General features: G+C 41.7%; 16 protein-coding genes. 7 read left to right on the forward strand and 9 right to left on the reverse strand.

Annotated elements, in window-relative coordinates:
• Positions 1–231: 231 nt before the first annotated feature.
• Entirely contained in the window at positions 232–3429 is a 3198-nt protein-coding gene (locus tag GTQ43_RS03045) for a calcium-binding protein (RefSeq protein ID WP_321162376.1), read from the reverse strand.
• Between the two features lie 1589 nt (positions 3430–5018).
• The gene (locus tag GTQ43_RS03060) at positions 5019–5168 is read right to left on the reverse strand and encodes a hypothetical protein (protein ID WP_265270594.1); all 150 of its coding nucleotides are present in this window, start codon (positions 5166–5168) and stop codon (positions 5019–5021) included.
• 588 nt (positions 5169–5756) lie between these two features.
• Here GTQ43_RS03060 and GTQ43_RS03065 point away from each other — a divergent pair.
• From GTQ43_RS03065 to GTQ43_RS03090, 6 genes are all read left to right on the forward strand, one after another.
• On the forward strand, positions 5757–7658 hold the full coding sequence (locus GTQ43_RS03065) for an alkaline phosphatase family protein (RefSeq protein ID WP_265270596.1): 1902 nt from the start codon (positions 5757–5759) through the stop codon (positions 7656–7658).
• Between the two features lie 251 nt (positions 7659–7909).
• A complete protein-coding gene (locus GTQ43_RS03070) occupies positions 7910–8182 on the forward strand; it encodes a hypothetical protein (RefSeq protein ID WP_265270598.1) in 273 nt (90 codons plus the stop codon).
• 118 nt (positions 8183–8300) lie between these two features.
• Positions 8301–9404, forward strand: coding sequence for a site-specific integrase (locus GTQ43_RS03075; protein WP_265270599.1), 1104 nt, complete (start codon positions 8301–8303; stop codon positions 9402–9404).
• Entirely contained in the window at positions 9401–10579 is a 1179-nt protein-coding gene (locus GTQ43_RS03080) for a tyrosine-type recombinase/integrase (protein ID WP_265270601.1), read from the forward strand. Before GTQ43_RS03075 ends, GTQ43_RS03080 begins: the two co-directional genes overlap by 4 nt.
• Positions 10580–11266: 687 nt before the next feature.
• The gene (locus GTQ43_RS03085; RefSeq protein WP_265270603.1) at positions 11267–12172 is read left to right on the forward strand and encodes a DUF6262 family protein; all 906 of its coding nucleotides are present in this window, start codon (positions 11267–11269) and stop codon (positions 12170–12172) included.
• Between the two features lie 127 nt (positions 12173–12299).
• Entirely contained in the window at positions 12300–13490 is a 1191-nt protein-coding gene (locus GTQ43_RS03090) for a hypothetical protein (protein ID WP_265270605.1), read from the forward strand.
• Positions 13491–13658: 168 nt separating this feature from the next.
• Here GTQ43_RS03090 and GTQ43_RS03095 read toward each other — a convergent pair whose 3' ends face one another.
• The 7 genes from GTQ43_RS03095 to GTQ43_RS03125 all read right to left on the reverse strand — a co-directional run bounded on the left by GTQ43_RS03095 (position 13659) and on the right by GTQ43_RS03125 (position 22178).
• Entirely contained in the window at positions 13659–14249 is a 591-nt protein-coding gene (locus GTQ43_RS03095; protein WP_265270606.1) for a DUF2808 domain-containing protein, read from the reverse strand.
• A 635-nt stretch (positions 14250–14884) separates the two neighbouring features.
• A complete protein-coding gene (locus tag GTQ43_RS03100; RefSeq protein ID WP_265270608.1) occupies positions 14885–15112 on the reverse strand; it encodes a hypothetical protein in 228 nt (75 codons plus the stop codon).
• A 210-nt stretch (positions 15113–15322) separates the two neighbouring features.
• A complete protein-coding gene (locus GTQ43_RS03105) occupies positions 15323–16372 on the reverse strand; it encodes an ABC transporter substrate-binding protein (RefSeq protein ID WP_265270609.1) in 1050 nt (349 codons plus the stop codon).
• A 65-nt stretch (positions 16373–16437) separates the two neighbouring features.
• Entirely contained in the window at positions 16438–17745 is a 1308-nt protein-coding gene (locus tag GTQ43_RS03110; RefSeq protein WP_265270371.1) for an NF041680 family putative transposase, read from the reverse strand.
• Between the two features lie 534 nt (positions 17746–18279).
• On the reverse strand, positions 18280–19518 hold the full coding sequence (locus tag GTQ43_RS03115) for an acyl-CoA dehydrogenase family protein (RefSeq protein WP_265270611.1): 1239 nt from the start codon (positions 19516–19518) through the stop codon (positions 18280–18282).
• A gap of 71 nt (positions 19519–19589) precedes the next feature.
• Complete coding sequence (locus GTQ43_RS03120) at positions 19590–20936, reverse strand: LLM class flavin-dependent oxidoreductase (RefSeq protein ID WP_265270613.1); 1347 nt, start codon at positions 20934–20936, stop codon at positions 19590–19592.
• Positions 20937–21071: 135 nt separating this feature from the next.
• Positions 21072–22178: an LLM class flavin-dependent oxidoreductase gene (locus GTQ43_RS03125; RefSeq protein ID WP_265270615.1), complete on the reverse strand. Its 1107-nt coding sequence runs from the start codon at positions 22176–22178 to the stop codon at positions 21072–21074.
• Between the two features lie 553 nt (positions 22179–22731).
• On the opposite strand from GTQ43_RS03125, the gene GTQ43_RS03130 reads away from it, so the two are divergent.
• Positions 22732–23880 (forward strand): precorrin-8X methylmutase, encoded by a 1149-nt coding sequence (locus tag GTQ43_RS03130; protein WP_265273653.1) that lies wholly within the window; start codon positions 22732–22734, stop codon positions 23878–23880.
• The last annotated feature ends 528 nt before the right edge of the window (positions 23881–24408 follow it).

Consider the following 24408-nt stretch of genomic DNA (forward strand, 5'->3'; position numbering starts at 1 on the left):
ATTGCGAGGTACCTGCTATTGGTGCTGGGATACTACAATCGTCTCCAAGTAAAAAAATGCCCAATTGTCATTGCGAGCGAAGCTAAGCAATCGCAGCTCTTGGGATTGCTTCGCTCGCAATGACGGGTTTTGGATCATTTATTTTTTGGAACACTCTAAGTAATCAAATGCAAGATGCTAAAAATAGCACCCCGCAAATCTTACCGCTTACTGATTGGCATCCTGATGAGATTAACCAACCACAAAATTGTTGTTGGTTAGTGACAATCCAGTAGATAGTTGAGCAAATTTTACCTGAGTAAACCCAGCCGCACTACCATCTTGGTCAAAGTACAATGCACCTGTAACGCTGTTGTAGATAAATCGCTCTTCGCTAGTGGTTGCAGATGTGCCGATAGTAAACTGATTCGCTTTCAGTGAAGGTGTTGATAACCCACCACCAAAGCCAACAGCCGATACCTGAATCACTTCATTAGTAGCGTTGAAGTCATAAAGACTATCAACACCGTCATTGTAACTACTGAAAGTAAAGGTATCAATACCATCTCCTCCATAGAGGCTATCATTACCATTGCCCCCGGAGAGCGTATCATTGCCATTGCTTCCCACAATCAAATCATCGTAGGCTGTACCTAAGATATTTAATCGTTCGATATTCTTGTAGTTAACCCGATCTGTATCTGCCGTAATTGATCCAATGTTAGTAGCGGCATTGAAAGTTGAAGTGATTCCTTGGGTTACACGATTGTTATAGAACGACAAGTAATCGTCACCCGTCCCTCCATCTACTGTTTGAGTCACTAAGTTGTTAGAAGGAATAGGAAAATCTGAAGAATCATTGCTAAAATCTAAAGAATCATTGCCATCCCCGCCATTAAGGGTATTGTTGCCAAATGTGTTATGAAGATTGAAATAATCGTTGCCATCGCCTCCATCCAGCAGATTATTGTATATTGAATAGTTAACTTTGAGATAATCGTTACCTGCACCGCCAATAATCGTATCATTGCCAGCATTATCAAGATCGCCCCCGGAGAGCGTATCATTGCCATTGCCCCCCACAATAAAGTCATCGTAGTTTGTACCTGAGATATTTAATCGTTCGATATTCTTATAGCTAACGCTATTGGTACCGGCAGTAATTGAGCCAATATTAGTAGTAGCATTGAAAGTCGAAGTGATTCCACGGGTAACATTTGGGTCAGAGAGAAAGTCGTAAGCGATGAACAATAAATCATCACCTGTCCCGCCATCTATCGCATCATTCCCACTAAAGGTAGTGGAGATCGTATCGTTGCCATTACTCCCCACAATATTGTCATTGTAGGCTGTACCTGAAATACTTAATCCTTCGATATTCTTGTAGGTAACGCTATTCGTACCTTCGGTAATTGCTCCAATATTAGTAATGGCATTGAAAGACGAAGTGATTCCTCCGGTAGCGTTGCTAAAATTGACGGACAATAAATCGTCACCTTTACCCCCATCGATCGTATCATTGCCACCAGTTCCCGTAGAGAGCGTATCGTTACCATTGCCCCCCACAATATTGTCATCATAGGCTGTACCTGAGATGGTTAAAGAATATCGTTCGATATTCTTGTAGGTAACGCTATTTGTGCCTCCCTTAATCGATCCAATATTAGTGATGGCATTGAAAGTCGAAGTAATTCCTCCGGTAGGATCGCTAAAATTGATGGATAAGTAATCGTTACCATTACCCCCATCGATCGTATCATTGCCAGCAATACTACCATCTAGCGTTATAGATAAGTAATCGTCGCCCTTACCCCCATCGATCGTATCATTGCCACCAGTTCCTGCGGAGAGCGTATCGTTGCCATTACTACCCACAATCTTGTCATCGTAGGCTGTACCTGAGATATTTAATCCTTCGATATTTTTGTAATTAACTCGATACGTACCTGCCGTAATTGAGCCAGTGTTACTATTAGGATTGAATGTCGTTGTGATACCTTCTGTAGCCAAGCTGTCATCGATAGACAACACATCATTACCATTACCCCCATCTACAGTTTGAGTCACCAAATAAGAAGGGGAACTATCTGCGGGTGCGGAGCTTAGATAGAAGGAATCATTGCCATCGCCCCCAAAGAGGAAGTTATTGCCTGTTGAAAAGTTAGCATATAACTTGTCGTCACCAGCACCACCAATAAGTGTGTTATTGCCTGAAGCGAGTAAATAATAATCGTAGGGGACGACGTAGCCAGAGGCGGAGAGAGTATCATTGCCATCACCACCAGAGAGGATGTTATTGCCTGATGAAAAGCTAGCATACAATTGATCGTCACCAGCACCACCATTGAGGGTGTTGTTGCCTGAAGAGCTAAAAGTATACATTCTATATACATTAGAGCCAGAGGTGGAGAGAATATCGTTGCCATCGCCCCCAGAGAGTGAGTTATTGCCCGATGAACCACCAGCATCTAAGATATCATTACCAGCGCCACCAACGAGGGTGTCATCGCCTGAAGAGTTTAAAAAACTGTGTCCAGTGTAATCATTAAAGTAAGAGGCGTAAAGAGAATCATTGCCATCACCCCCAGAGAGTGAGTTATTGCCCGATGAACCACCAGCATCTAAGGTATCATTACCAGCGCCACCAATGAGTGTGTTATCGCCTATTGAAGAGTCAACATTCAAGCTATCATCACCAGTACCACCAACGAGAGAGTTATTTCCCGTATCGCCGTTGAGGGTGTCATTCCCTGCACCACCAACGAGAGTATCATTCCCCGTACCACCTCTAATCAGATCGTTGCCACTTTTGCCATCAATTTTATCATCACCCCCCTGACCATTGATGACATCATCTGAGTTATCAAAGCCGTTAACATTATTGTTCAGATCGTTAAGGAAGGTGACTGTATTCTTATTGAAGATAGTGCTTTGAGTGGAGTTGGCATTGAAGACATCAAAGCTATCGGTAATTGTAGTTTGCCCACTAAACAGGATATTGCCTAAGTTTACCTTAGCTCCTGTAGATTTACTGAGGTTATCCAGATTTTCCAGGGCAAAGTTTTGCAGAACAACCAGAGGTCCAGTAAAACCCCCATAATAATAATGCTCAATCAGCCCTTCAAAGTTGATTTCTAGATTGTTGCCGTTCTGAGTCAGCAGCAAATTTCGGGCATTGAATTCAGCAGCACCTTGGAAACTTAGGGTATCCACTTCCGCAATGACTTTTGCCGAGGGATTTGTGCCTTTACCTATGCCAGCAAAATCGGTGATGATATCATTGCCGTTGTACAAGTTGTAAACAAATTTATCGTTGCCGCCTCCACCAGTCAATGTATCGTTGCCATCGGAATTTCCGATGATGTCGTTACCAGCTTTACCGTTAATGATATCGTCCGAGTCAGTACCCACTAGGGTATCGTTACCGTTGGTTCCAATGATATTTGCCATGATTTTTATCTACCTAAATCTATTTTTTCAGCAACTTTCAGTTATTTAGGACTTACGCATTGACAGGAAAGACCAAGTCATAGATGATTGCAAAAACCAGATCCGTCGTAGGGGCAATTCATGAATTGCCCCTACGATGCGGGTCTATTTACCATCAATGAAAAACCTGAAACAGCGTGTTTACGTTAATGCACATCATAAGTTCTTTGTAAAGTGCGTAAGTCCTATTATTAATCTGCTGTTTGTGCTTTAAAACAGCACAAACAAACCACCGCAATTTAATGTTTTTGGTATGCTTTATCAGTCACTCTTGAAGATTAGAAGATTTCTCGAATATTCATCCTTTGAATGGCTTTGATGTAACACTTTCCTAAGCAGGATTTACGCAAAAATCGCCAAAAATCTTCCTTTCTTGAACCGCTTTCTCTACGATAGGATTCAGCTAACGTTCACCGTCTCGTAGAGAAGAATTTGTAGAGTTTGCCTCAGTCATTACTAACCATCTCAAACTATCTAAGCCTTAAGCATTGTACAAATTAATCAGGGGATGAATTCACAGCAATAGGTCATTTCAGCCTTTTTTAATCATCTTTGTTCAGTAGAAATCAGTGAACAAAGATGATTAAAAAATCTGACAATTGAATGCTTAAAAGCCACCCTTCATATTTGGTTTTTTGGTTCTTGTGTTGTTTTTATGGTGATTTAGGATTGGTTATAACAAAATGCTTATGGGAAAAAGTTTATAGAGGATTATGCTCTTTTTTAAATGTAATGCCTACATAATAAGGCTTTCAATGATTTTGAATCAGTTTTTCCATAAAAATAACCGAAGAACCGTTTTTTCCAGTGCCTAAGTCTTAATAACTTGAAAATAGTCAAGAGTTGACTCCTGATCGGGAAAAAATTCTTTATACCCCCTTGGATTGCTACTAGCCGTAGATATCCAACACTAACTATATATTATCGTATTTACTTAGATGTCTTTGCTTAAAGACACATCTTTGCATATTCTTCATATTATTTATTGATAAATTGATATAATTGATATATAATTATTTTTGTTTATGTGTTAATAAGTTTTTGATATTCACTCTCGCTGTAAATTACTATGAATTAGTTATAATAAAAATCTTTATATAACCAAGAACCCTCCGATTGCAGACATTACTACTTCTGTTGCCAAAGCGTGGATTAATTAAAGGTTTGTTAGCGCAGAAAGTACTGCACTTAACTATAGATCGTAGTGCGTTACGAACTCTGTTTTAAAACACCCTACAATACCTAATTTTGTTCAAAAATCAAATAGTAATCCTATGGGAATAGGGGTATTAGAGTACTCCAAGTAAAAAAATGCCCAATTGTCGGGCTTTGGATCATTTATTTTTTGGAACACTCTTAGTTCGTTAGGATTACAATCTGAAGATTTCCTGACCTCTGAGCAAATAATTCAGCTTAGTTATACGAGGGATAAGATAAAACTTTCCGCTTTCGGTGTCCCAGCCGGAGCCAGTTGTTAATTGAGTGCTGTAGAACCCCTCTACATGATTGATACAGCATTCAATCGAGTTCGGTTCCCGCTTTACAACTGGCTAGAAATTAACAAAAACAAATAGAACCTCAGAAGGTGTAGATAGCTGACATATCTCTAAGAGCGATCGCCATCGCAGATGCGTGTTAATGATGATTTCGGCGATTTTTTCATCAATATCCTTGTGCTGCAAGGGTTTTAGAAATACCATGCGTTTGCCCTACCCCATCTTCCTGGAAATTTTTCACTCTCCTATTGGTGCAACAACGCCATTTTTAGCTTCATTATCAGATTATTTAAACATTAACAAAACCTTAACTTTGCTAATACTTTAAAAAACTAGGCGGAAAATTATTACCTAAAGTTGAAATTCTCTAACTCGGAAAGCCTTATAAAAATAGGAATTAACAATTATTGATCATCTGTGTGATTGCTGAAACAGGGTAAAATCTTTCTGAATTTATTTTTGCGACATCAGAAGTGATTATAAAGATTTGGTGAAGCAAGATTCAGTCTACTTGCGTTGTTTACGTTTTTATTGATTTAATCAAATTTGTGCTTCCCACTAATCAGCAAAATCACGTAAAACCCACTGCAAGCATTTAATACCCGCGCATATTTGTAATCAATATCTGTGAATATATTTTCCTTTTGTATCTTCAACGCTCTCAATGGGTTGATTCTTGGAGTCTTTGATAAATGCTAGGCGAGAGCCATTGCCAAAAGAAGTAGCCCTTGAATTACGGATTTTTACAGATTTTTGAAATCATAAGCCATTTTTCCAATTTAGTTACGCACAATGAAGAAAACGCTTTTTGGGGTGTTGACGACGGCGATTGTTAGCAACACCCTAATTCCTGCTGTCCAAGCAATCAGTCTCGGAAATACAACTGCCCGCTTTAGTCATGTTCTGATTATTTCGATTGATGGATTGCACAACTCCGATCTATCAGTTGCTAATCTGCAATCTTCTTTGAAAAATATCAAGCGGTTGCAGAGAGAAGGTGTGACATATACCAATGCTTTCACTTCTGCACCATCAGATTCCTTTCCTGGGGAGCTAAACTATATCACTGGTGCTAACCCCGGTACGACTGGTGTATTTTATGATCTTTCCTACAGTCGCGCTTTGTATGCTCCAGGCACCACTGCTGCCCAAATCGCCGCAGGAACCGCCAAACGAGGTACTGTAGTAGAATTTGATGAAACTAGTGATGCGTCTTGGAATAATGGTAAGGGTGGCACATTAGATGGCGGTCAGGGATTTGATAAAACCCAATTGCCAGTCGATCGCAATGGCAATCCTGTTTACCCCAACCAGTACCTGAAAGTAAATACCATTTTTGACGTAGCTAGCGCGGCTGGACTACGTACTGCTTGGTCTGACAAGCATCCCGCAGCTTACACCATCCTCGCTGGAAATACACAAGACCCAACGAAGTTTAATTTGGCAACGGGTCGAGTCGGTAGCATTAGCGATTACTCTTCACTAGAAATTAACGCAGCAGTAGCAATTGATCCAACTAAACCAGGACTTCTCCCAAGCACCCTTGGGGCTTTAGTCGATCAATCAACAGGTACTCCTTACTCCAACACCAACTCTCAAATCACATCCACTTTCTTTAACGACGGGACAAAGGGTAATCCGGCTCTGTTTAAGGCTCCACCTGCTGGTTTTAGTGCCAACCAATTCACAAGTGTAGCAACAACCTCAGCCTACGACGATCTCAAGGTTAAGCAGATATTAAACGAGATTGATGGATTGAACGATTCCGGTACGATAAAAGTAGGCACTCCGGCAATTTTTGGCTTGAATTTCCAAGCTGTGAGCGTCGGCGAGAAAGAGACTGCCTCTCAATTTAATGGTGGCGGAATTGACTCTAATGGCAATGCCCGTCCTGACCTGGTAAGTGCAGTAGCTCACACCGATACCAGCATCGGTCTGATTTTGGATGAACTGAAAAAGAAAGGATTAGACAGTTCAACTTTGGTGATTTTGACCGCCAAGCACGGCCAAAATCCCGTCAAAGATCCGACTGTTGGTTTGAGCAGTACATTTGATAGTGTTACTGGTGTTGCTGGTGGCGATGGAAACCTGACTGCTGTTGCTGCTCTGTTAGTAAGAAACGGCATCCAGATTGCTTCTGAACGAGGTCAGGATACTTCCTCACTGATCTTCTTGAAGAATCAATCCGATGTCCGAAAAGCAGTAGCCTTGCTCAATGCTAAAAATTACTCATTTGATAATACCATTGATCCAAATACTGGGGTGGCGTTTTCAACTGAAGATGCTGCTGCTCAGGGGAAGGTATTGTATGGTCAGAGCATAATCAATGCCGGATTGGGAGATCCAAGGACAAGCGATCGCACCCCTGATATTATTGTTCCACTCAAAACTGGCTATTTCTTTGGTAAAGCTACCAAGAAGCGTGCAGAGCATGGTGGATTTACTGATGCTGACACCCACGTAGCCCTGATTGTAGGTAGCACTGGATTTTCCCGCAATCTGCAAGATAAAACTATCAGTCGAACCGTTTCTACCACCCAAATTGCTCCAACGACATTACAGGTTCTAGGTTTAAATCCTCAACGACTGCAAGGTGTTCAGATTGATAGAACCCAGACATTACCACTGGATTGTAGGGACTTGCAAATAGAAAAATACCGAATAGATCAAGAGCGCAGGGAGTACGAGGAATAAAAAAACCAAATGAAGAAACTGATGTGTTAAATACCACATCAGTTTCTAGTAATTCCTGCGCTTAGAGGGAATCGGCGTACCGCAAAGATCACAAAACTTGTATCTCCTCAATACTTCAGGATAAGCAAGCAATTATTCTGCTTGCCACGATCTACCGAAAGGATGAAGAGAAAATTTGTCGCGGATACATCGTTGCAAAAAAAGATGATTTGAGTCTCAGAAAATCTGTTTACACAGCATATACAAACATCATGATCCCAATTCAATACTTACAGCCTCCAGCAATTACATCTGACTACTCCTGGCCCATAGTCAAAATAGCTGATGATTGGAACAAGGATGATAAATGTTCTAATGCGGATCGCCTGATTATTTCTGGCAGTACTTATGCGGGTACAGCTAGTATCGTAACTGTAGGTCAGACACTTCCGGGTGGGGGTATAGCGATCGCAAACGGCACTTATCCAGACGTTTTTAAGAATGATACAGTTGATAGCAGCTTTTTATGTCTTATTAAATTTTAAATAACAACAACAACAACAGCGTAGCTGATATTAAGTTTTATCACTACGCTGTTTTTACGTTTCCGCTCTTTGTAGCATACGATTACAATGTAATCAAAGAGATTGAGGTTATGTGAGGATGAAAGTCCAAAAAGGTATCCTCCCAAACTCCAACCGTCCGGTTTGGATAGTGCTGGATGACGATTATTTACCGGTTTCGCCAATCCAAAAGTACTTACATTACCTTGACAGCATCGGGCGGAGTCCAAACACCATTCAGACCTATGCTTACAACCTGAAACTATTTTGGGAATTTTTGCGAGATTCAAAGCTAGATTGGCAAGAAATTAGCTTGTCACAGCTATCAAACTTTATCCACTGGCTGAGAAACCCGTCGAAGAGCGTTTTATCTACTCAGCCTATTGTTTCCAAACGCTGCGAAAAAACTATCAATCACTGCCTAACAACTGTTTGTGGGTTCTATGAGTTCCAAGAGCGTATAGGAGCAACTTCAGGGGTAGATGCTTATCGCTATCAATTACAGCCAGGGCGTAAATATAAGCCTTTTTTACACCACCTTAGCAAAGGTAAAGAGGTTAAGACGCGACTATTAAAGATAAAAGAACCAAAGACATTCCCTGGATGCTTAACACCTAAACAAGTTAACACCTTGGTTGAAGCTTGTAACACATTACGCGACAAGTTTTTAATTAGGTTGCTATATGAAACAGGTCTACGAATAGGTGAGGTACTAGGACTAAGACATGAAGATATGGTAACAGGGAAAACGTCGGAGATTCATGTTGTACCAAGATTAGATAATTTTAACCTAGTTAGAGCCAAGGCTGGAGTAGAGCGAACAGTTCATGTTAGCAAAGAATTAATGCAATGGTACTCAGCCTACCTCTGTGATGAGTACCCAGAAGAAATTGATTGTGACTTTATCTTTGTAGTTATCAAAGCTCCTGCTCAAGGAGAAATTGGTACACCTTTGGGATACAAAACTGTTGATAGTTTGTTTAGAAGGTTATCTCAAAAAATAGGAATTAAGGTAAACCCTCATTTATTAAGGCATACTCATGCAACAGAATTAATTCGTGCAGGATGGGATATGTCTTATGTACAAAAGCGATTAGGTCACTCTGATATTCAGACAACGGTTAACACCTATATTCATCTTGATGATCAAGACATGATTTCAGAGTACAAAAAATATTTAGCACAACAGGAGTCATCAAAATGAAAATAGAAGAGATAGCCAAAGACCTAATATATCTTTCTCTAGAAATGCAAGTATTAGAGCAGACTAAACCTACTGTAGAGAACAGACCTAAAAAAACATTTGGAGCAAAAAGACCACATATTCTTATCGCTCCTAAAGAATTTGAGTTTGACCATGATGTTTGGACAACTGAGCATTTAGGTTATGAAAAAGGAATTCATGCCCATCATAAAATTAATTTCTCCTATATACAACAACCTTGGCTTAAATATTACTTTAAAAAGTTTATTCTCTATTTGTCTAATACCAGACTTGCTTTTTCTACTTTAATCGTAAAAGTAGCTTACATAAACGTTTTTTCAGATTTTTTAACAGCAATAAGTTATAGTCAAGAATTTCCCGGTATTAGCAGAGAATTAATAATAAATTACTTGTCCTATTTGAGAGGAAATAATTATTCATATTTCCATCATATACATTGTATATCTATACTCAAAACATTCTTTGAGACAGGGGTTGTTAACAACTGGTTTCAAGTCGAACCTGCTCTGATTAGACTTGAAGACTGGCCAAAAGAGTCAAAAAGACTTCCTCGATTCATCCCAGAAGGGGTTATGACGCAGCTTAATCAACATTTAGAGTATTTACCTAAGTCTGTAATGAGAATGGTTCTAGTTGATATAGAATGCGGTTTTAGGATAGGGGAATTAACAAGACTAAAGTTTGATTGTTTAAAGTCTAATGGAAAAGGAGGATGGTATATTCAATATCAAATGTATAAGATGAATAAGGAACATACCAAGCCTATTAGTAATGAGTTAGCTCAAGTCATACAATCACAACAGGCTTATATAAAAGAAGAATTAGGAAATGGGTTTCCTTACTTATTTTGTGGAAGGGCAACAGGGAAAAGTGATGACTTTATACCAGAGCCTAAACTCATGACAAGTACTTCCTTTATTAACTATATTAAGAGACTAGCTCAAAAGTTTAATATCAAGGATAGTTCGGGTAAAATTTGGAATTTTCAATCTCATCAATTCCGGCATACGGTTGGTACTCGTATGATTAATGCTGGTGTTCCTCAGCATATTATCCAGCGTTTTTTCGGGCATGAATCGCCAGAAATGACGATGGTATATGCTCATATTTTTGATGAAACTCTCAGCAAAGAAGTTGAGAAATACCATGAATGAAGGGTAGTTAATTTCAAGGGAGAAACTGCTAAACTAGAGTCAACGATACTGTCTAGCAATGATGACCTGGAATGGTTCAAGAAGAACGTACAAGCCAGAGCTTTAGAACATGGCTATTGCGCTAGACCCAAGATACTAGGTAATTGTGATATTCCTGGTTTCGATGGTTGCTACAACTGCCCACACTGGAGAACAAATAAAAACTTTCTACCTATTTTAAAATCCACTTTAGAGCGCACTAACAACGTTTTAAAAAAAGCTCACAGTTGTGGTTGGGAGTTACAAGTCCATAAGAACACGCCTATTAAAGAGAATTTAGAGAAAGTCATAAAAACCTTGGAAGCAGACAATGAAATAGCATAATCGAGTTTTCTTACTCTGGTATAGAGCCAATACTAATAAAATAATCAGTTGCAAAAGTGTTTTGTACATAAGGAAAGAGTATTTACATATTCCAAAACCAAGACTAAGTAAGTCGGTGCTAATATTTCCAGCTATGTTAAAGAATTTTAATGTAGGGTGTGTTGTCGCCAAGCGCCCCATCGTCAACAATCTCAGGTGCGTTGCTATAAGGCATAACACACCCTACAGCTAATTTATATTTCTTCATATACATTGAATTTTTTTCACCGACTTACTTAGAATGTTTGAATTCTCTAAAGCTAATTAAAGTTTTTGAGGTGGATAATGACAAACAGAAAGATTGAAGCATTACAAGACGCAGCAGCACAGAAGGCTAAAAAATCAGCAGAGCGAGTAGAAAAAGCACTTGAGAGGATGATAAAACAAGGTCAAATAATTAGTTTTAAATCCGTAGCTCAATCTGCTAATGTCTCGACTGCTTACTTGTATAAACAGGAAGATTTGAGAAATAGAATTGAAACTCTGCGTGACCAGCAAAAGCAAAAACCTAAATCTAAACAACCTCCAATAGCATCAGATAATTCCAAATCAGTAGTGATTTCCACATTCAGGGAAGAGAACAAGAAGTTACGAGCAGAAATAGATGGGCTACGCAGAATTAATGAAGGGTTAGCTGGTAGGGTTTATCATCTACAAGGTGCTGATGATTTAGCCCAAAGGCTTAAGGCTGAAAATGCAGAGTTAAAACAACAATTCCAGGAATGCCGTCAACAAGTACAGCAATTTACAGCAGTACCCGTAGAGAATTCTAAAGTAGCGTTACTAGAAAAGAAAAGGGCAGGACGTTCAAATATTAGTGACCAAGTTAAACAACAACTTGAGTTTTTAGGTATTCAATCTAATTCAACTTTAACTAAAACAATTTTTGCATCCTCAGAAGAAACTGTTTTAGATGCAATAGAGGCGTTAAAAGAAGCGATTTCTGATGGTGGTGTTGATAAGCCAGGAGGTTGGCTAAAAACTGCTATTGAACAAGGTTGGAAACCCAACGGTAAAATACAAATCAAATCAGAGCTAGACTTATTTACTGAATGGTATCCAAAAGCCAAGCTGCATAAATTGGTTCAAGCTAGTCAAACTACTAAAGACGGCATCATGATCTACTCTAACGATGAAAAGTGGATACCTTTTTCAGAGATGTTATCCCAGTATCCACTTGAAACGTTGTAAAAAACGTAAACAACGTAAAAGTTTCTATATATAAACGTTGTAGACGTTATAAACGACATAAAATATTGGTATCACTTCGCCAATTTTCCTCCAAGAGATTACTACTTGTGGTAAAAATATCCGTACAATGTACGTTGATCCTAGTGTAATTACTACCAGTTTTCCGTCAAAATCGGAATTAGCCTTAAATCTCACACCCGACGGCAAAAGGCTGACTTTCATGGGTTATGTCAGCGCAATCAACCAACTCGACGTGTCAAACTCTAACACGCCAGGAATTACCGAACCGGGCAACCCTGTAACAACGACTCCCACCTATAGGGCAGTAGCGCAAATCAATTTTGATGATCCACACTTTATCTCTCACGGTTTTCTCACCCCCAAGGTAACTACAACCAACGCATATCCGGGCAACAATGGTCGTGCAGGGATACTAGGCTCAAATGGCTCGTACTACACTGTAGGTAATGCTGGTAATGGCAACGGATCGGCAGCAGTCACAGAGGCTGCGAGTGTGCAGATTGTCATTCCTGGTCAGAATGCGACTCAATCAACTCCTGGCACTAATCAGGTAGGATCGTTCAACATTACTCAATATGGCTACAAAGCCGACAAGACTGCCAAAGACAACAATTTCCGAGGCGAGACTATTTTCAATAACACCTTGTATGTAACCAAAGGTAGTGGTGGCAACGGAATTAATACTGTGTACCAGGTCGGTAACGCAGGTACCTTACCAACCCTCTCCAATGCAGCTAATACACCAATTACTATCCTGCCTGGCTTCCCCACTAACCTCGCTAAGACCGGCAAGAACGTGAATGGAACTGTCCAACCCATCTACTATCCCTTTGGTATTTGGTTTGCCAATGCAACCACCCTGTATGTTGCCGATGAGGGCGACGGTGTTGCTGCTGATGCCGCAACCAGCACTACCGCAGGTCTTCAGAAGTGGAGTTTGGTAAACGGCACCTGGCAATTGGACTACGTTTTGCAAAAAGGCTTGAATCTTGGTCAGCAATACACCGTAGCTGGTTTACCCTCTGCTGACAATCCCGCAACAGACGGTCTTCGCAATCTTACAGGTCATGTCAATCCTGATGGCACCGTCAGATTGTATGCAGTAACTTCGACCATTAGCGGCAGTGGCGATCAAGGAGCAGATCCAAACCAAGTGGTTGCCATCACTGATAGACTTTCCAACACAACAGCTACCCAGGCTGCGTCTGAGCAGTTCCGCATTATCCTTGCCCCCAAGTTTGGTCAAGTGCTGCGTGGTGTATCTTTCGCCCCTAAGTCCTTTGAAAAGGACGATTAGAGGGGAATGGATTGAAGATAAGGCAGTTCTTGCTGTCTTGCTGGAAGCTTAGTCGTAAAAGAAAATCAAAATCTGAAAGTCTTTAGCAAGAAAGGCAGAGGGCAGTTCTTGCTTTCTTGCTAAATGCAGAAGGGAATTATGATTCCTACCTATACCACACTTTAAAAGCTACTTGTAAAAGTGTAGACGACCGTAACCTAAAAACTGACCAATACCATTTTCTCCTGCTGGATAAGCAGTAACGCCAAAAAGATAGACTCCTCCAAGCTGAGGATTTCCCTTGCTTACTATCTCGACTGTTACAGTGCTACCAGGGGCGATAGGCGGATCAAATACTACCGTTTGCTTGTTAGATGGAGATGGGAGAGTGCCACCAATACTAGCCAAATGTAAGGCAGTACCACCAGCGAAACTGTTACCTTTAAAAGCAGTTTGTTGACTTTCATCAAATGCAATTGTTTCTACATTTGGACGCTGTACTATTGAAACAGCTTCTAGAGGCTCTCCAGCATCTTTAGGAACGCTAATGGTAAATTGATAGGTTGCATATCTGTTATTAGAACTGCTAGAGCTAGTAGCAGATCGAACTAATCGAGGAGGATTGTTAAAAGTAATTTGCCCATTACTCAACCGAATTGCTAAAGCAGGAGAGACTAGCAGCAACCCAGGGAATAAAAAACTTAGAGTTAACGTACTAGCACTTAAAAGCCAGCGATTGACAAATGATGATTTATTTAAATCGATAGTTTTCCCTAGCATTTTTTTAGCCCCAAAAGAATATTTATCAAAAAGGTATTTTTGAATCTAAATTATAATTTATGTGAGCGCCTAAGTGTTGCGAATTTTACGTACTCACACTTCTATAAATGGTATTTAAAATAATGTATTAATTAGCAAGAGAAAATAGCTAAACTGGAATGTCTATTACTTTGGAGTAAATTCAGAATTACCTTCTATAATAGTGACTTTTTAACGCTCTTTTATCTCTCTAGAGAGATAAAAATTGAGGCTAAATGATGAAATTCAGATTTGATGAGGAGATTAGCGCTATTTCCATCCTTAGTTTCTGGGAGGCTTGATGTATCTTGCTTTTATAAAGAGAAAGTTAGAAAACAACAGAAAAAATTAGCATTTGCGGAAGTTTTACGGTTCCATTCTATGTCTGCGGATAAATTATGCTTCTTATGTTAGGAATCGATAACTTTTATGACAAAATAATAATAAGGGTTTCAGACGTTAAAATATACGTTGATGCTTCCAGACCCTGACAACTTTTGGGTCTGGTTACAAGATTCTGCTTTACCTTTAGAAAGTAAAAGTAGTTCTCAATGCACCAATGGCAGCATCATTGTTATCTCCATGAGTGCCAGCTACATCGTTGGTGAGGGCTACGCCTACGCTTTTAAAGAAAAACTTTTTAGTTTGCTGAAAATCCCAAACCGTTTTATCTCCTGCTTAAGAACACGCTCACGATCAACAGATTCTTGTGGTGGTAATTCCCAAATATCACGGTTCTCATGTTCTTGCTGATCTGTTAATTGGAGATGATGAGGTAATTGAGACTGTTGCCCAAATAACCAAGGTGCTCCATTTAATAATTCTCTTTCTATTTCATGAAACATATTTTTACCCTTATTAAAAATAAGGTGATTTTGACGTTTAGCTTTTTACTTAGTAGGTGGGTGGGAAAATTTATAACTATGTTATTGCGAATGTAGCAAGGAGAAGTGTTCGCGGAGCGTCTCGTAGAAAAACAATTGCAAGAACTTCAGGCTTTTTACATTTAGTTACATAGTTAGGTTTGTTTAAGCCAACCTACTTTCTTGCTGCAATTATTGGCATTTGGCGATATCTTCGTTAAAACTGCTGTCCCAAAGTTTTTTCACATCAACTTTTGTGGGAATTACACCCGCTTGAAAAAAGGTATCAGCAACCTTTTGCTGAGAAGCAATAGCTGCATCAGAAACAGGAAGTAATTCTTGACGACGCTGTTGTTGTCCTTGCTTGGCATCCTGATAAACGATGCCTTCATCAACATCAATGGTAGTTGCATAATTCTTCGACCATTGCTTGAGATTAGATTCCCGCCAAGTTTGGGATTTCTGCAAACGACAGAGAAAATCAGCGATCGCTACTTTCTTTTGTGGATCGGCGATCGCATTGGGTGAAGCAATAATCACAAAATTACCGCTCAAAATATCCTTTGCAGATTCCAGCACCCGCGCCCCTTCTTTTTGGGCTTGGGGGATGGAGTAACCGTAGGTAGCCCAAGCATCAAGCTGTCCTTTACGAAAAGCCGAAAGTCCATCGGGTATAGATAAAGGAATTGCATTGATATCCTTCATCGTCAGCCCGACTTTTTCCAACATCTTAATCAGGAAGTAGTGAGCAGTTGTAGCTTTAACGTAACCCACTTTCTTACCTTTGAGGTCAGCGATGGTTTTGGCAGTCGAGTTCTTGGGTACGAGTACAACTTGACCAACCGTCGGCCCTTTGAGAGTGGCAATAATTTTTACAGATGCTTTCGATTCAATCGCAAAAATCGGTGGAATTTCACTAGCTGAGGCCAAGTCAATCGCACCAGCATTGATTGACTGTACCATCAAATTACCCCCAGTAAACTCAGTAAATTGAGTTTGATAAGGGAAACGATCTAATCCAGCTAACTTTAAATTTAAGTCCCAGCCACCTTTATATTTAGCAACATGCAATTGAGTTGTATTCGATACTGCAATTTGGGATGCACTAGGATTAGCAGCGATCGTTGCCGGACTGGTAGACTTAACCTCTGAGCATGCTGTTGTTGCTAGAGCTAACAAGCAACCCAGAGAGAAGAAAAAATTCTGCCGCAGCCAATTGGTACTGGAGTTTAGACTAAGCAATGGAAAATGACCCAGCAGGGCTGAGTTAATCAGAGACTTAGCAAAAGTATGAAGAATCTTGGGTATTAAACAGCAACAGATGGTTCTTTAGGTGGTCGTGCTACTGTTTTTTTAACAATGGGACATCGGTTTTTACGGTGACGCTTCTTTCCTTGTTGCCAACCGGGAGACTTTCCGCGAGGTTTGGGTGCAGAGGTGGGAGTACCAATGGCCGCAAAAACTCCACCTATAGCTTGAGCAACTCTTCCAGGGGTCAATTTATCTAGAGACTTCTGCCAAGGTAAAGGATTGTCAGTAACGATATCGCGGGCTAACCACAATTCCCAAGTCATCAGAGGCATGAGGTCACTCCACCGTTCACTTTGCTTAGGAGTACCAAAGTTTGGTACAGTCCAATGTAGACGCTGCTTCAAAAAGCGATACCAGTGGTCAATGGTAAAGCGACGCAAGTAAAGACACCAAACTTCTTCTAAGGGTGGCATTTCTTCTCCTACCCAAGCCAACCACAAAGGTTTGGACACTCTCATGTTACCTTGCGCGTCCAGACGTTCAACTCTGATGATTAACATTGGACGTGTAGCAGCCTGACGGAAGTGTAAATCTTTCCACAAGCTCACACGCACACGTCCTAATTTTGGGTCATTTATTTCTAATACAGATGTTGCTTCATTCCATGTTGTGGGCTCATTCAGTTTAAATTTATCACCATGCTTTTTAGGTCGCCCCTTTCCCGAATAAGCTTTTGGTTCACCCCATAAACACAGATTTGAACGCAACCGAACGAGAATATCTGCTGGAATATTCGCAGTTTTTAAGATAAAAGGCGCACAACCATATTCACTATCCCAAACTGAAATCGGTCTGGTAGGCAAATATTTACACACCTGTTTGAGTTGCCAAATTGCTTTCCCAATAGGACTTTCGGCACTTGTGATCCGTTCATGTCTTAATGGTAATGCCCAACTTCCCTCATTTTCAGGTATCCAGGCAATTGTGCTATATCCTTGACCAATGGTAATCGGTTTATTTCCTGCTATGGATGTGCCACTATGCTCATAAGTTCGCTCTTGCAACCTGACGGCATCTGGGCGTGACCAGTTTGTGTGATCTCCTGCTAACAATGGTCGTCCCTCTGCGGGGATTTGTTTGATATATAGCTGCATCAATTTCTGTCGCTGTGGCCTACTATCTTGTAGTGCCTCATAGATACTTGGCCACTTCCTTCTAAATACTGGCGATAGGGACAATTCTGCTAGGCAATAAACATTTCTAGTTAGCAATATGGCATCTGTCAACTCAAAAGTTGCATCGTGTGCTCTGCCTAAATATTTGTAGACTGCTTGACGGAATTCTTCTAATCTGGCACGTTTCATCTTGGCATCTGAGTAATGGTAGTTCGTTTCTCAGCTTCTGCCAAAAGGGGGCCTGTATTCAATCAGACACCCCTTTTCTTCTTGCTTATTATATGATAATGATAATCGAATAAGGGGGGTGGGAGAGAAACGAGCGACGCTCGTTTCTCTCCCACCCTTTTCATGATTATCATTATTGTATTATTTTCTGAGCAGGTATACTACACAATAATTGTTAAAGGTCAGGATGCTTTAAGGCTGACAAGATAATATTTTTAACCTCTAATTCCTTTTGATTTGCGTTCTCTCATATCGCTTTTAGTCTAAACTCCAGTTGTCAGGCGTTTAGTCTAAACTCCAGTTGGTAGACACGTTAATTTTTGCGTATAAAAAGACAATGAAGAAAAATAACCACTAACGACTTTAGTAAGTCTGGTTCTTCGCCCACAATTCGGTAGTAGAGCGGCTGAAAGCTAAACCAACAGTTAGCTGCGGCATTGATAGCTATTCATAAAGTGGTTTCCCGCATATTAGAAGTCAGGGATCTGAACAAAATTAGAAGAATCCTCGTTGCGGTAATGGTGTACCGTTGATCTCGTAGTCCCCGATCGCACGAGCCTTAAAGTGATTTGGGTTGTGTGAGGATAAGGTACGGGCGTTGCGCCAATGACGATCAAAGTTAGAGCTTTTCTTTGTTGTGGAAGCCCCACCAACTTCAAACAGCAAGGTGGCTGAACGTAGAGCCAAATCATCGACAATCAATTTGCTTTTGGCTGCACTCAAAGAAGCTGCCAGCGCAGCAGCAGTTTCCGATTCCTCTCCCTGGGCTTGGGCAGCAGGGAGGCTATCAAGCGCATCAGCTGCTGCTAAAACAATTGCTTCGGCGGCAAAGGCATTGGCGGCAATTTGCCCGACGGTCTGCTGCAAGATTGGGTCATCTGCTGCTTGCTCGGATACAGCATGGTAGAAAGTCCGGGGACGGGTACGGACGAGGGCTGTTGCATCGCGTAGAACGCTGCGAATAATGCCAGCATTAATTGCTGTTAAAAATAATTGCGGGACGATGTTGTATGGCAGGTTGTCTTTGTCTGTATCTGTCTCAAAAATTACTTCGTCTGACTCTACACGGACATTTTGGAATGTTGTCGTTCCAGTGCCTGTAAGCCTTTGACCGAAGCCATCCCAGTCATCCACAAGGTCAATGCCCTCGCGGTTGGTGGGAATGAGTATAAACGCTGTAGTGCCATCGGGTACTAGCACACGCACGAAAATCAAGTCTGCATAAAGGCTGCCAGTGCTGTAATACTTCGTCCCATTTAGACGATAGCCATCACCATCAGATGTTAATTTTGTATTCACGACTTGGCCGCCACCAGCTCGCTTAACTTCCAGTTCGGTCGAAGCGAGTCCAATAATCGCGCCATTGACGACTGCCTTGAGCCAGCGACGATTCCTTTGGGTGCGCTCAGAACGCAAAATTCGCTCTGTTACAGAGAAATGATTCCGTACAATGTGAGCGACATTTGGATCGGCATCCCCCAGCCGAATTACGACCTCGAATAGTTCGCGGGCAGTGCTACCACCACCACCTTCAGCAACGGGGATTCGCAATGCACCCAACCTAGAACGCCGGATCAATTCAACCACATTATAAGGAAGGATGCGATCGCGATCGCGTTCAGATGCTCCTAGAGCAATGAAATCAAACAAAGCTTGCAGTTCGGGAGATTTGGCTGTGACAGGAGCAAAGAATTGGAAAGTAGAATCTATAACTTTTTCTTCAATATGAGTCATTGTTTTTCTCTCTATTTTGATTTTGGGAATAAGGGACTGGGGAAAGAGATTTTTATTTATCACATCAGCGTCTAGCTAACGGAAGCAGTGGTGGTCTGGAAGAAGCGGTTGACAGGGCGCGTTAGTCCCAGATTTTCGCGCAGCGTCTTGCCCTCGTACTCTTGACGAAAAATCCCACGTCGTTGGAGTTCTGGCACAACTTTATCGACAAAATCATTCAATCCTTCAGGAAGAAAAGGGAACATGATGTTGAAACCGTCAGAGCCTTCCTCAATCAGCCATTGCTCCATCTCATTGGCGATGCTTTGGGGTGTGCCGATGAAGGCCAGTCCGCCGTAACTGCCAATGCGTTGCGCCAGTTGTCGAATAGTCAAGTTCTCATGTTGCGCTAAGGCTATTACTCTTTCTCGTGAAGAGTGAGCAGCGTTATTCGGTGGGATTTCTGGTAAGGGGCCATCTGGGTCAAAACCCGAAACATCGTAGCCAATAGCACTATTGAGACTGGCGATCCCACTGTCATAATGTACTAGGCTGTCCAAATGAAGACGCTTGGCATGAGCCTCGGCAACGGTTTCCCCCACGATGACTAAAGCACCTGGAAGGATTTTTATGCTGTCTGGGTCACGTCCAATCGCCTGTGCCCGTCCCTTAATGTCTGCAAATAAAGCTTTGCCAGCTTCCAGATTACCAGCAGGTGCAAACACAGCCTCGGCGGTTTCGGCAGCTAATTGCCGTCCAGCTTCAGATGCACCTGCCTGAACGATTACCGGCCAGCCTTGGACAGGTCTGGCAATGTTTAATGGCCCTCGCACCGAGAGATATTTTCCCTGATGATTCAGAACGTGAAGCTTTGCAGGGTCGAAATAAATCCCTGCTTCCACGTCCCGAATAAACGCATCGTCAGCAAAGGAATCCCAAAGACCTGTGACAACATCATAAAATTCTCTAGCCCGCCGATAGCGTTCATCATGCTCTACCTCTTCTTCTAATCCAAAGTTGAGCGCTGCGTCTGGATTGGCTGTGGTGACGATGTTCCAGCCAGCGCGACCACCACTGATATGGTCGAGAGACGCGAAGCGACGAGCAATGTGGTATGGCTGGTCGTATGTTGTAGAAGCGGTGGCTACCAGCCCGATGTGTTCGGTGACGCTGGCAAGGGCAGAAAGTAGGGTAAAAGGTTCAAAAGATGTGACAGTATGGCTGCGCTTCAGTGCGTTGATTGGCATATTCAACACCGCTAAGTGGTCAGCCATGAAGAATGCGTCAAACTTGCCTTGTTCTAGTTTCTGGATGAATCGTTTCAGCGCTGGGAAGTTAAAATTAGCGTCAGGCAAAGCCCCAGGATAGCGCCAAGCGCCTGTATGTATGCTTACCGGGCGCATAAAAGCACCTAGTTTTAATTGCTTCGATCTGCTCATCAGTCCTCCGTATTAAGTTTAAAATACAGGTGCGATCGCTTCTTTGGAATGTGAGGGGCGTACTTATCAAGTAGTTTGGTAGTGGGCAGTGGAGAACAATTTAATCCAAAATCTAAAATCCAAAATCTAAAATTCTTAGCCTCTAACCCCTATTTTCAAGTTAGGGTAGGCGCAGCCCGTCGCAGACATCGCTTCACTTACCGTTAACGCTCGCACTCTTGGTATGATTTCGGCAGCAAAACGCTCCATTTCTGTGGCAAAAGGCTGGAATTGCAGCATAAAAGTTCCAATTCCTACCTTGGTAAATTCAGCAATTCGATGGGCTACAGTTTCATAGCTACCAACCAATCCTGCTGCTGTACCGCCATTGCTCCCCACACCAGGGTACTTAGCCATGTTTTTGAACATAACTACTTCAGAATCTACTCCTTTAAGTAATTCTGAGCGATCGTCTTGTGTTAGTACCATCGCTCTAAGGTTTTGATATTCTGCTTCCGCCTCTTCGTCTGTCGGTCGAGCAATGACAAAAGCTGACATGGCGAAGCCCAGAGGTTGAGAGCGAAACTTAGTTTTTTGAGCAACAGCCGCAATGGTTTCGCGGATGATTTCAATCGGACGACCATTGAGGAAAAATGTATGGGCTTCTTTTGCGGCTAGTTCTTGGGCTGGTTCTGACTCTCCCCCTACATATACACGCGGATGTGGTTTGGCTATGGGTGGGGGATTGAGCTTCAAATCATTGATCTGAAAATATTCACCGTAGAAGTTGACTTTCTCTCCACTCCATAGGGCTTTTACGACCCTAATCCATTCATCCGAATAACGATAACGCTCATCGTGGGTAAGGAAATTTATCCCCGGTTTTTCCATTTCTGGCTTGAACCAGGCACTTACTAAGTTAATAGAAAAACGTCCATGACTTATAGCATCAATACCTAAAGCCATCTTTGCTAAGACGGCGGGATGAAACAGTAATGGCTTAACCGCTGCAATAATCTCGATAGAGTTTGTTGCCTCTGCAAGCGCTGCTGCTGCTGTCCAGGTTTCTAGCTGGTCAAGTTCTTGGTCTCTGGGATTGATGATATGTTGGGCTATTAAAGTTGTGGTAAATCCACACTTTTGGGCCAATTGGATTAAATTCTTGGCTCGTGAGTAACTAGCATCACGAGGTTCAAGAGGATGGTTCATCACACCACAGTTGCCGTAAACAGGAATCCAAATCCCATAGCGTGGTTCAGACATAGCTTTCTAGAACCTTTGTAGTCGGCACTAAAACTTTATTTTTGCACCTAGAATAGTCATACTTTAAATCGATAGATTTACCGTATAATACTATGAGATTTGCATAGATAAAGATAAAAAACAAGGGGGTATCTAGATTCTGTATCTCCCCAGTCCGCATTTACAGGAATTTTCAGGTAAGCCCCCGCATTCATGCGTGGGGTATTATTAATTGCGAATTGGAAATGATGAATCCCCAGGATTTTCTGGTAAGATATATACTGTCTTGACCCTTCGGGTTCAAAATCGCTCTACTTGGGGAGACCCCAAGACCGCGTTTTTCACCATCAATGCCACAAGCGAAAACCACGAGCTTTTAGACTTGAAGAAAGTGCCGAACCCGTAAGGGTATTATGTTGCAAGAAAAAGATTTGGGTCTTGAGGATCGGGACTCCTGACAAGAGGAGGGAATGTCAGACCACAAAAACTACGAAGTAATTGATGGCTATTCCCGATGAATTGGGAAGCCCTGTCCGTCTGACGGCGGGGTAGTTTACGACTATAATTTGTGGAAATCAAAAGTAGCGATCTTACAATTAAGCAGTTAACACACTTGGTAGGCGGCGGTTTGACTCCGAGGATGGTGCGACATTACCATCAATTGGGGCTGTTGCCGCAACCAGTGCGATCGCACAGCAATTACCGTCTCTACAACCAAAAAGATGTTCTGCGGTTGCAACGGATTGTTGCACTCAAACAGCAAGGGTTTCAGCTAAACCACATCCGCAATATTTTGGATGTGGAACCAGAAACCGATACAACTGTTAATCTGATGGGACAACTCCAACAGCAATATCGGGCGGTGATGCAACAAATTTCGCAACTGCGCCAAACTGCATCAGCATTAGAAGGATTGTTGGGGCGCGATCGCCATTGTCAAATTATCCAGGCGGAAGTTTTGGCTCAACTCAAGTTACTGGATGTCGAAACTCAAGCCGGATTGGGGGGATTGGACAATCTCTGGAGTGGTTTGGATGCTGAAATTCATACCCACTCCGAAGCTTTTTCTGAATCGCTACAACGCTTACTACCTGACTTGTCCAATCGTTCGGAAATTGAACAACATTTAATTTCTCAGTTGGTTTTAGCTTGTGGCGATGTCAGTTTGGTATCCTTTGTGAAATTGAGTCGAGATGCGATCGCAGCTAGTCGAAAAGCCTTATCTTCAAACTGTCAAATTGTTGTCGATACCCCAACGGTTGCTGCTGCTTTGGATCAAACCCGATTACTTCATTTGGGATGCCAGATTGAAACCTTGATTGATAATCCCCATATTACCACCGCCACCGAAGCAGAACTAGCTTTTTGGCAACATCGACAATGGCGAGAAAAATTACAGCAAGTAAATCCGGGTTGTGTGGTGGTAGTTGGTTATGCTCCCTCAGTCCTTGTAGAAGTTTGTCAAGCGATGTCTACGACGGGCTACGCCAACGCCAACCAACAAATTCAACCAGCGTTAGTAATTGGAATGCCCATTGGCTTTAGCCATGCTCCCGCAGCCAAGCGCCAATTAATGCAACAAGGGATACCTTATATTACAGTTGAAGGAACTTTGGGAGGGGGCGCATTAGCTGCTACTGCCCTTAATGCTTTGGTGGAGTCACTGATTGATAAGCCAGATTGTCATTGTTATCTCAAAAATGTCAGGAGTGCTGAGTGCTGAGTAGCCCTAAGTAAGTGGGTATAATTGAAGAAGGCAGAAGGCAGAGGGCAGAAGGAACTTTTTCGTTGGGGATTCAGACCCCAACCAATTGTAAGCACCGTATAGACGGTGGGGTTTTATACCCAAGTTCGGTTCGGTCACAGGCAGAGGGAGGAGGCAGTATTCCCTTCTGCCTTCTGCCTCCTGCCCTCTGCCTTTCTTGATAAATATAATATCCAGATCGAAATTAAATATACGTTCTCTATAACCCTTGTAGAGACGTAGTAGTGCTACGTCTCTACGTTCTTTTTCACCAGATATTTACTGAAAATAATATTGTTAAATAATATTGAATTTGCTACACTTTACCAGTTTTAGTTATTCAATAATTCATAATTGTGGCCATCAGCTACCAACTTGCTATAAGTTGCAATATAACTTAGAAAAATTTATAGTAAACGGACTTTAGCAATTAGAGTATCAATTATCATGCTATACAAGATCGGAAAAAGTATGAATCGATACAAGTATGACAAAGAGTTAGAAGTA

It is taken from the genome of Nostoc sp. KVJ3 (genome assembly GCF_026127265.1).
Lineage (GTDB): Bacteria > Cyanobacteriota > Cyanobacteriia > Cyanobacteriales > Nostocaceae > Nostoc.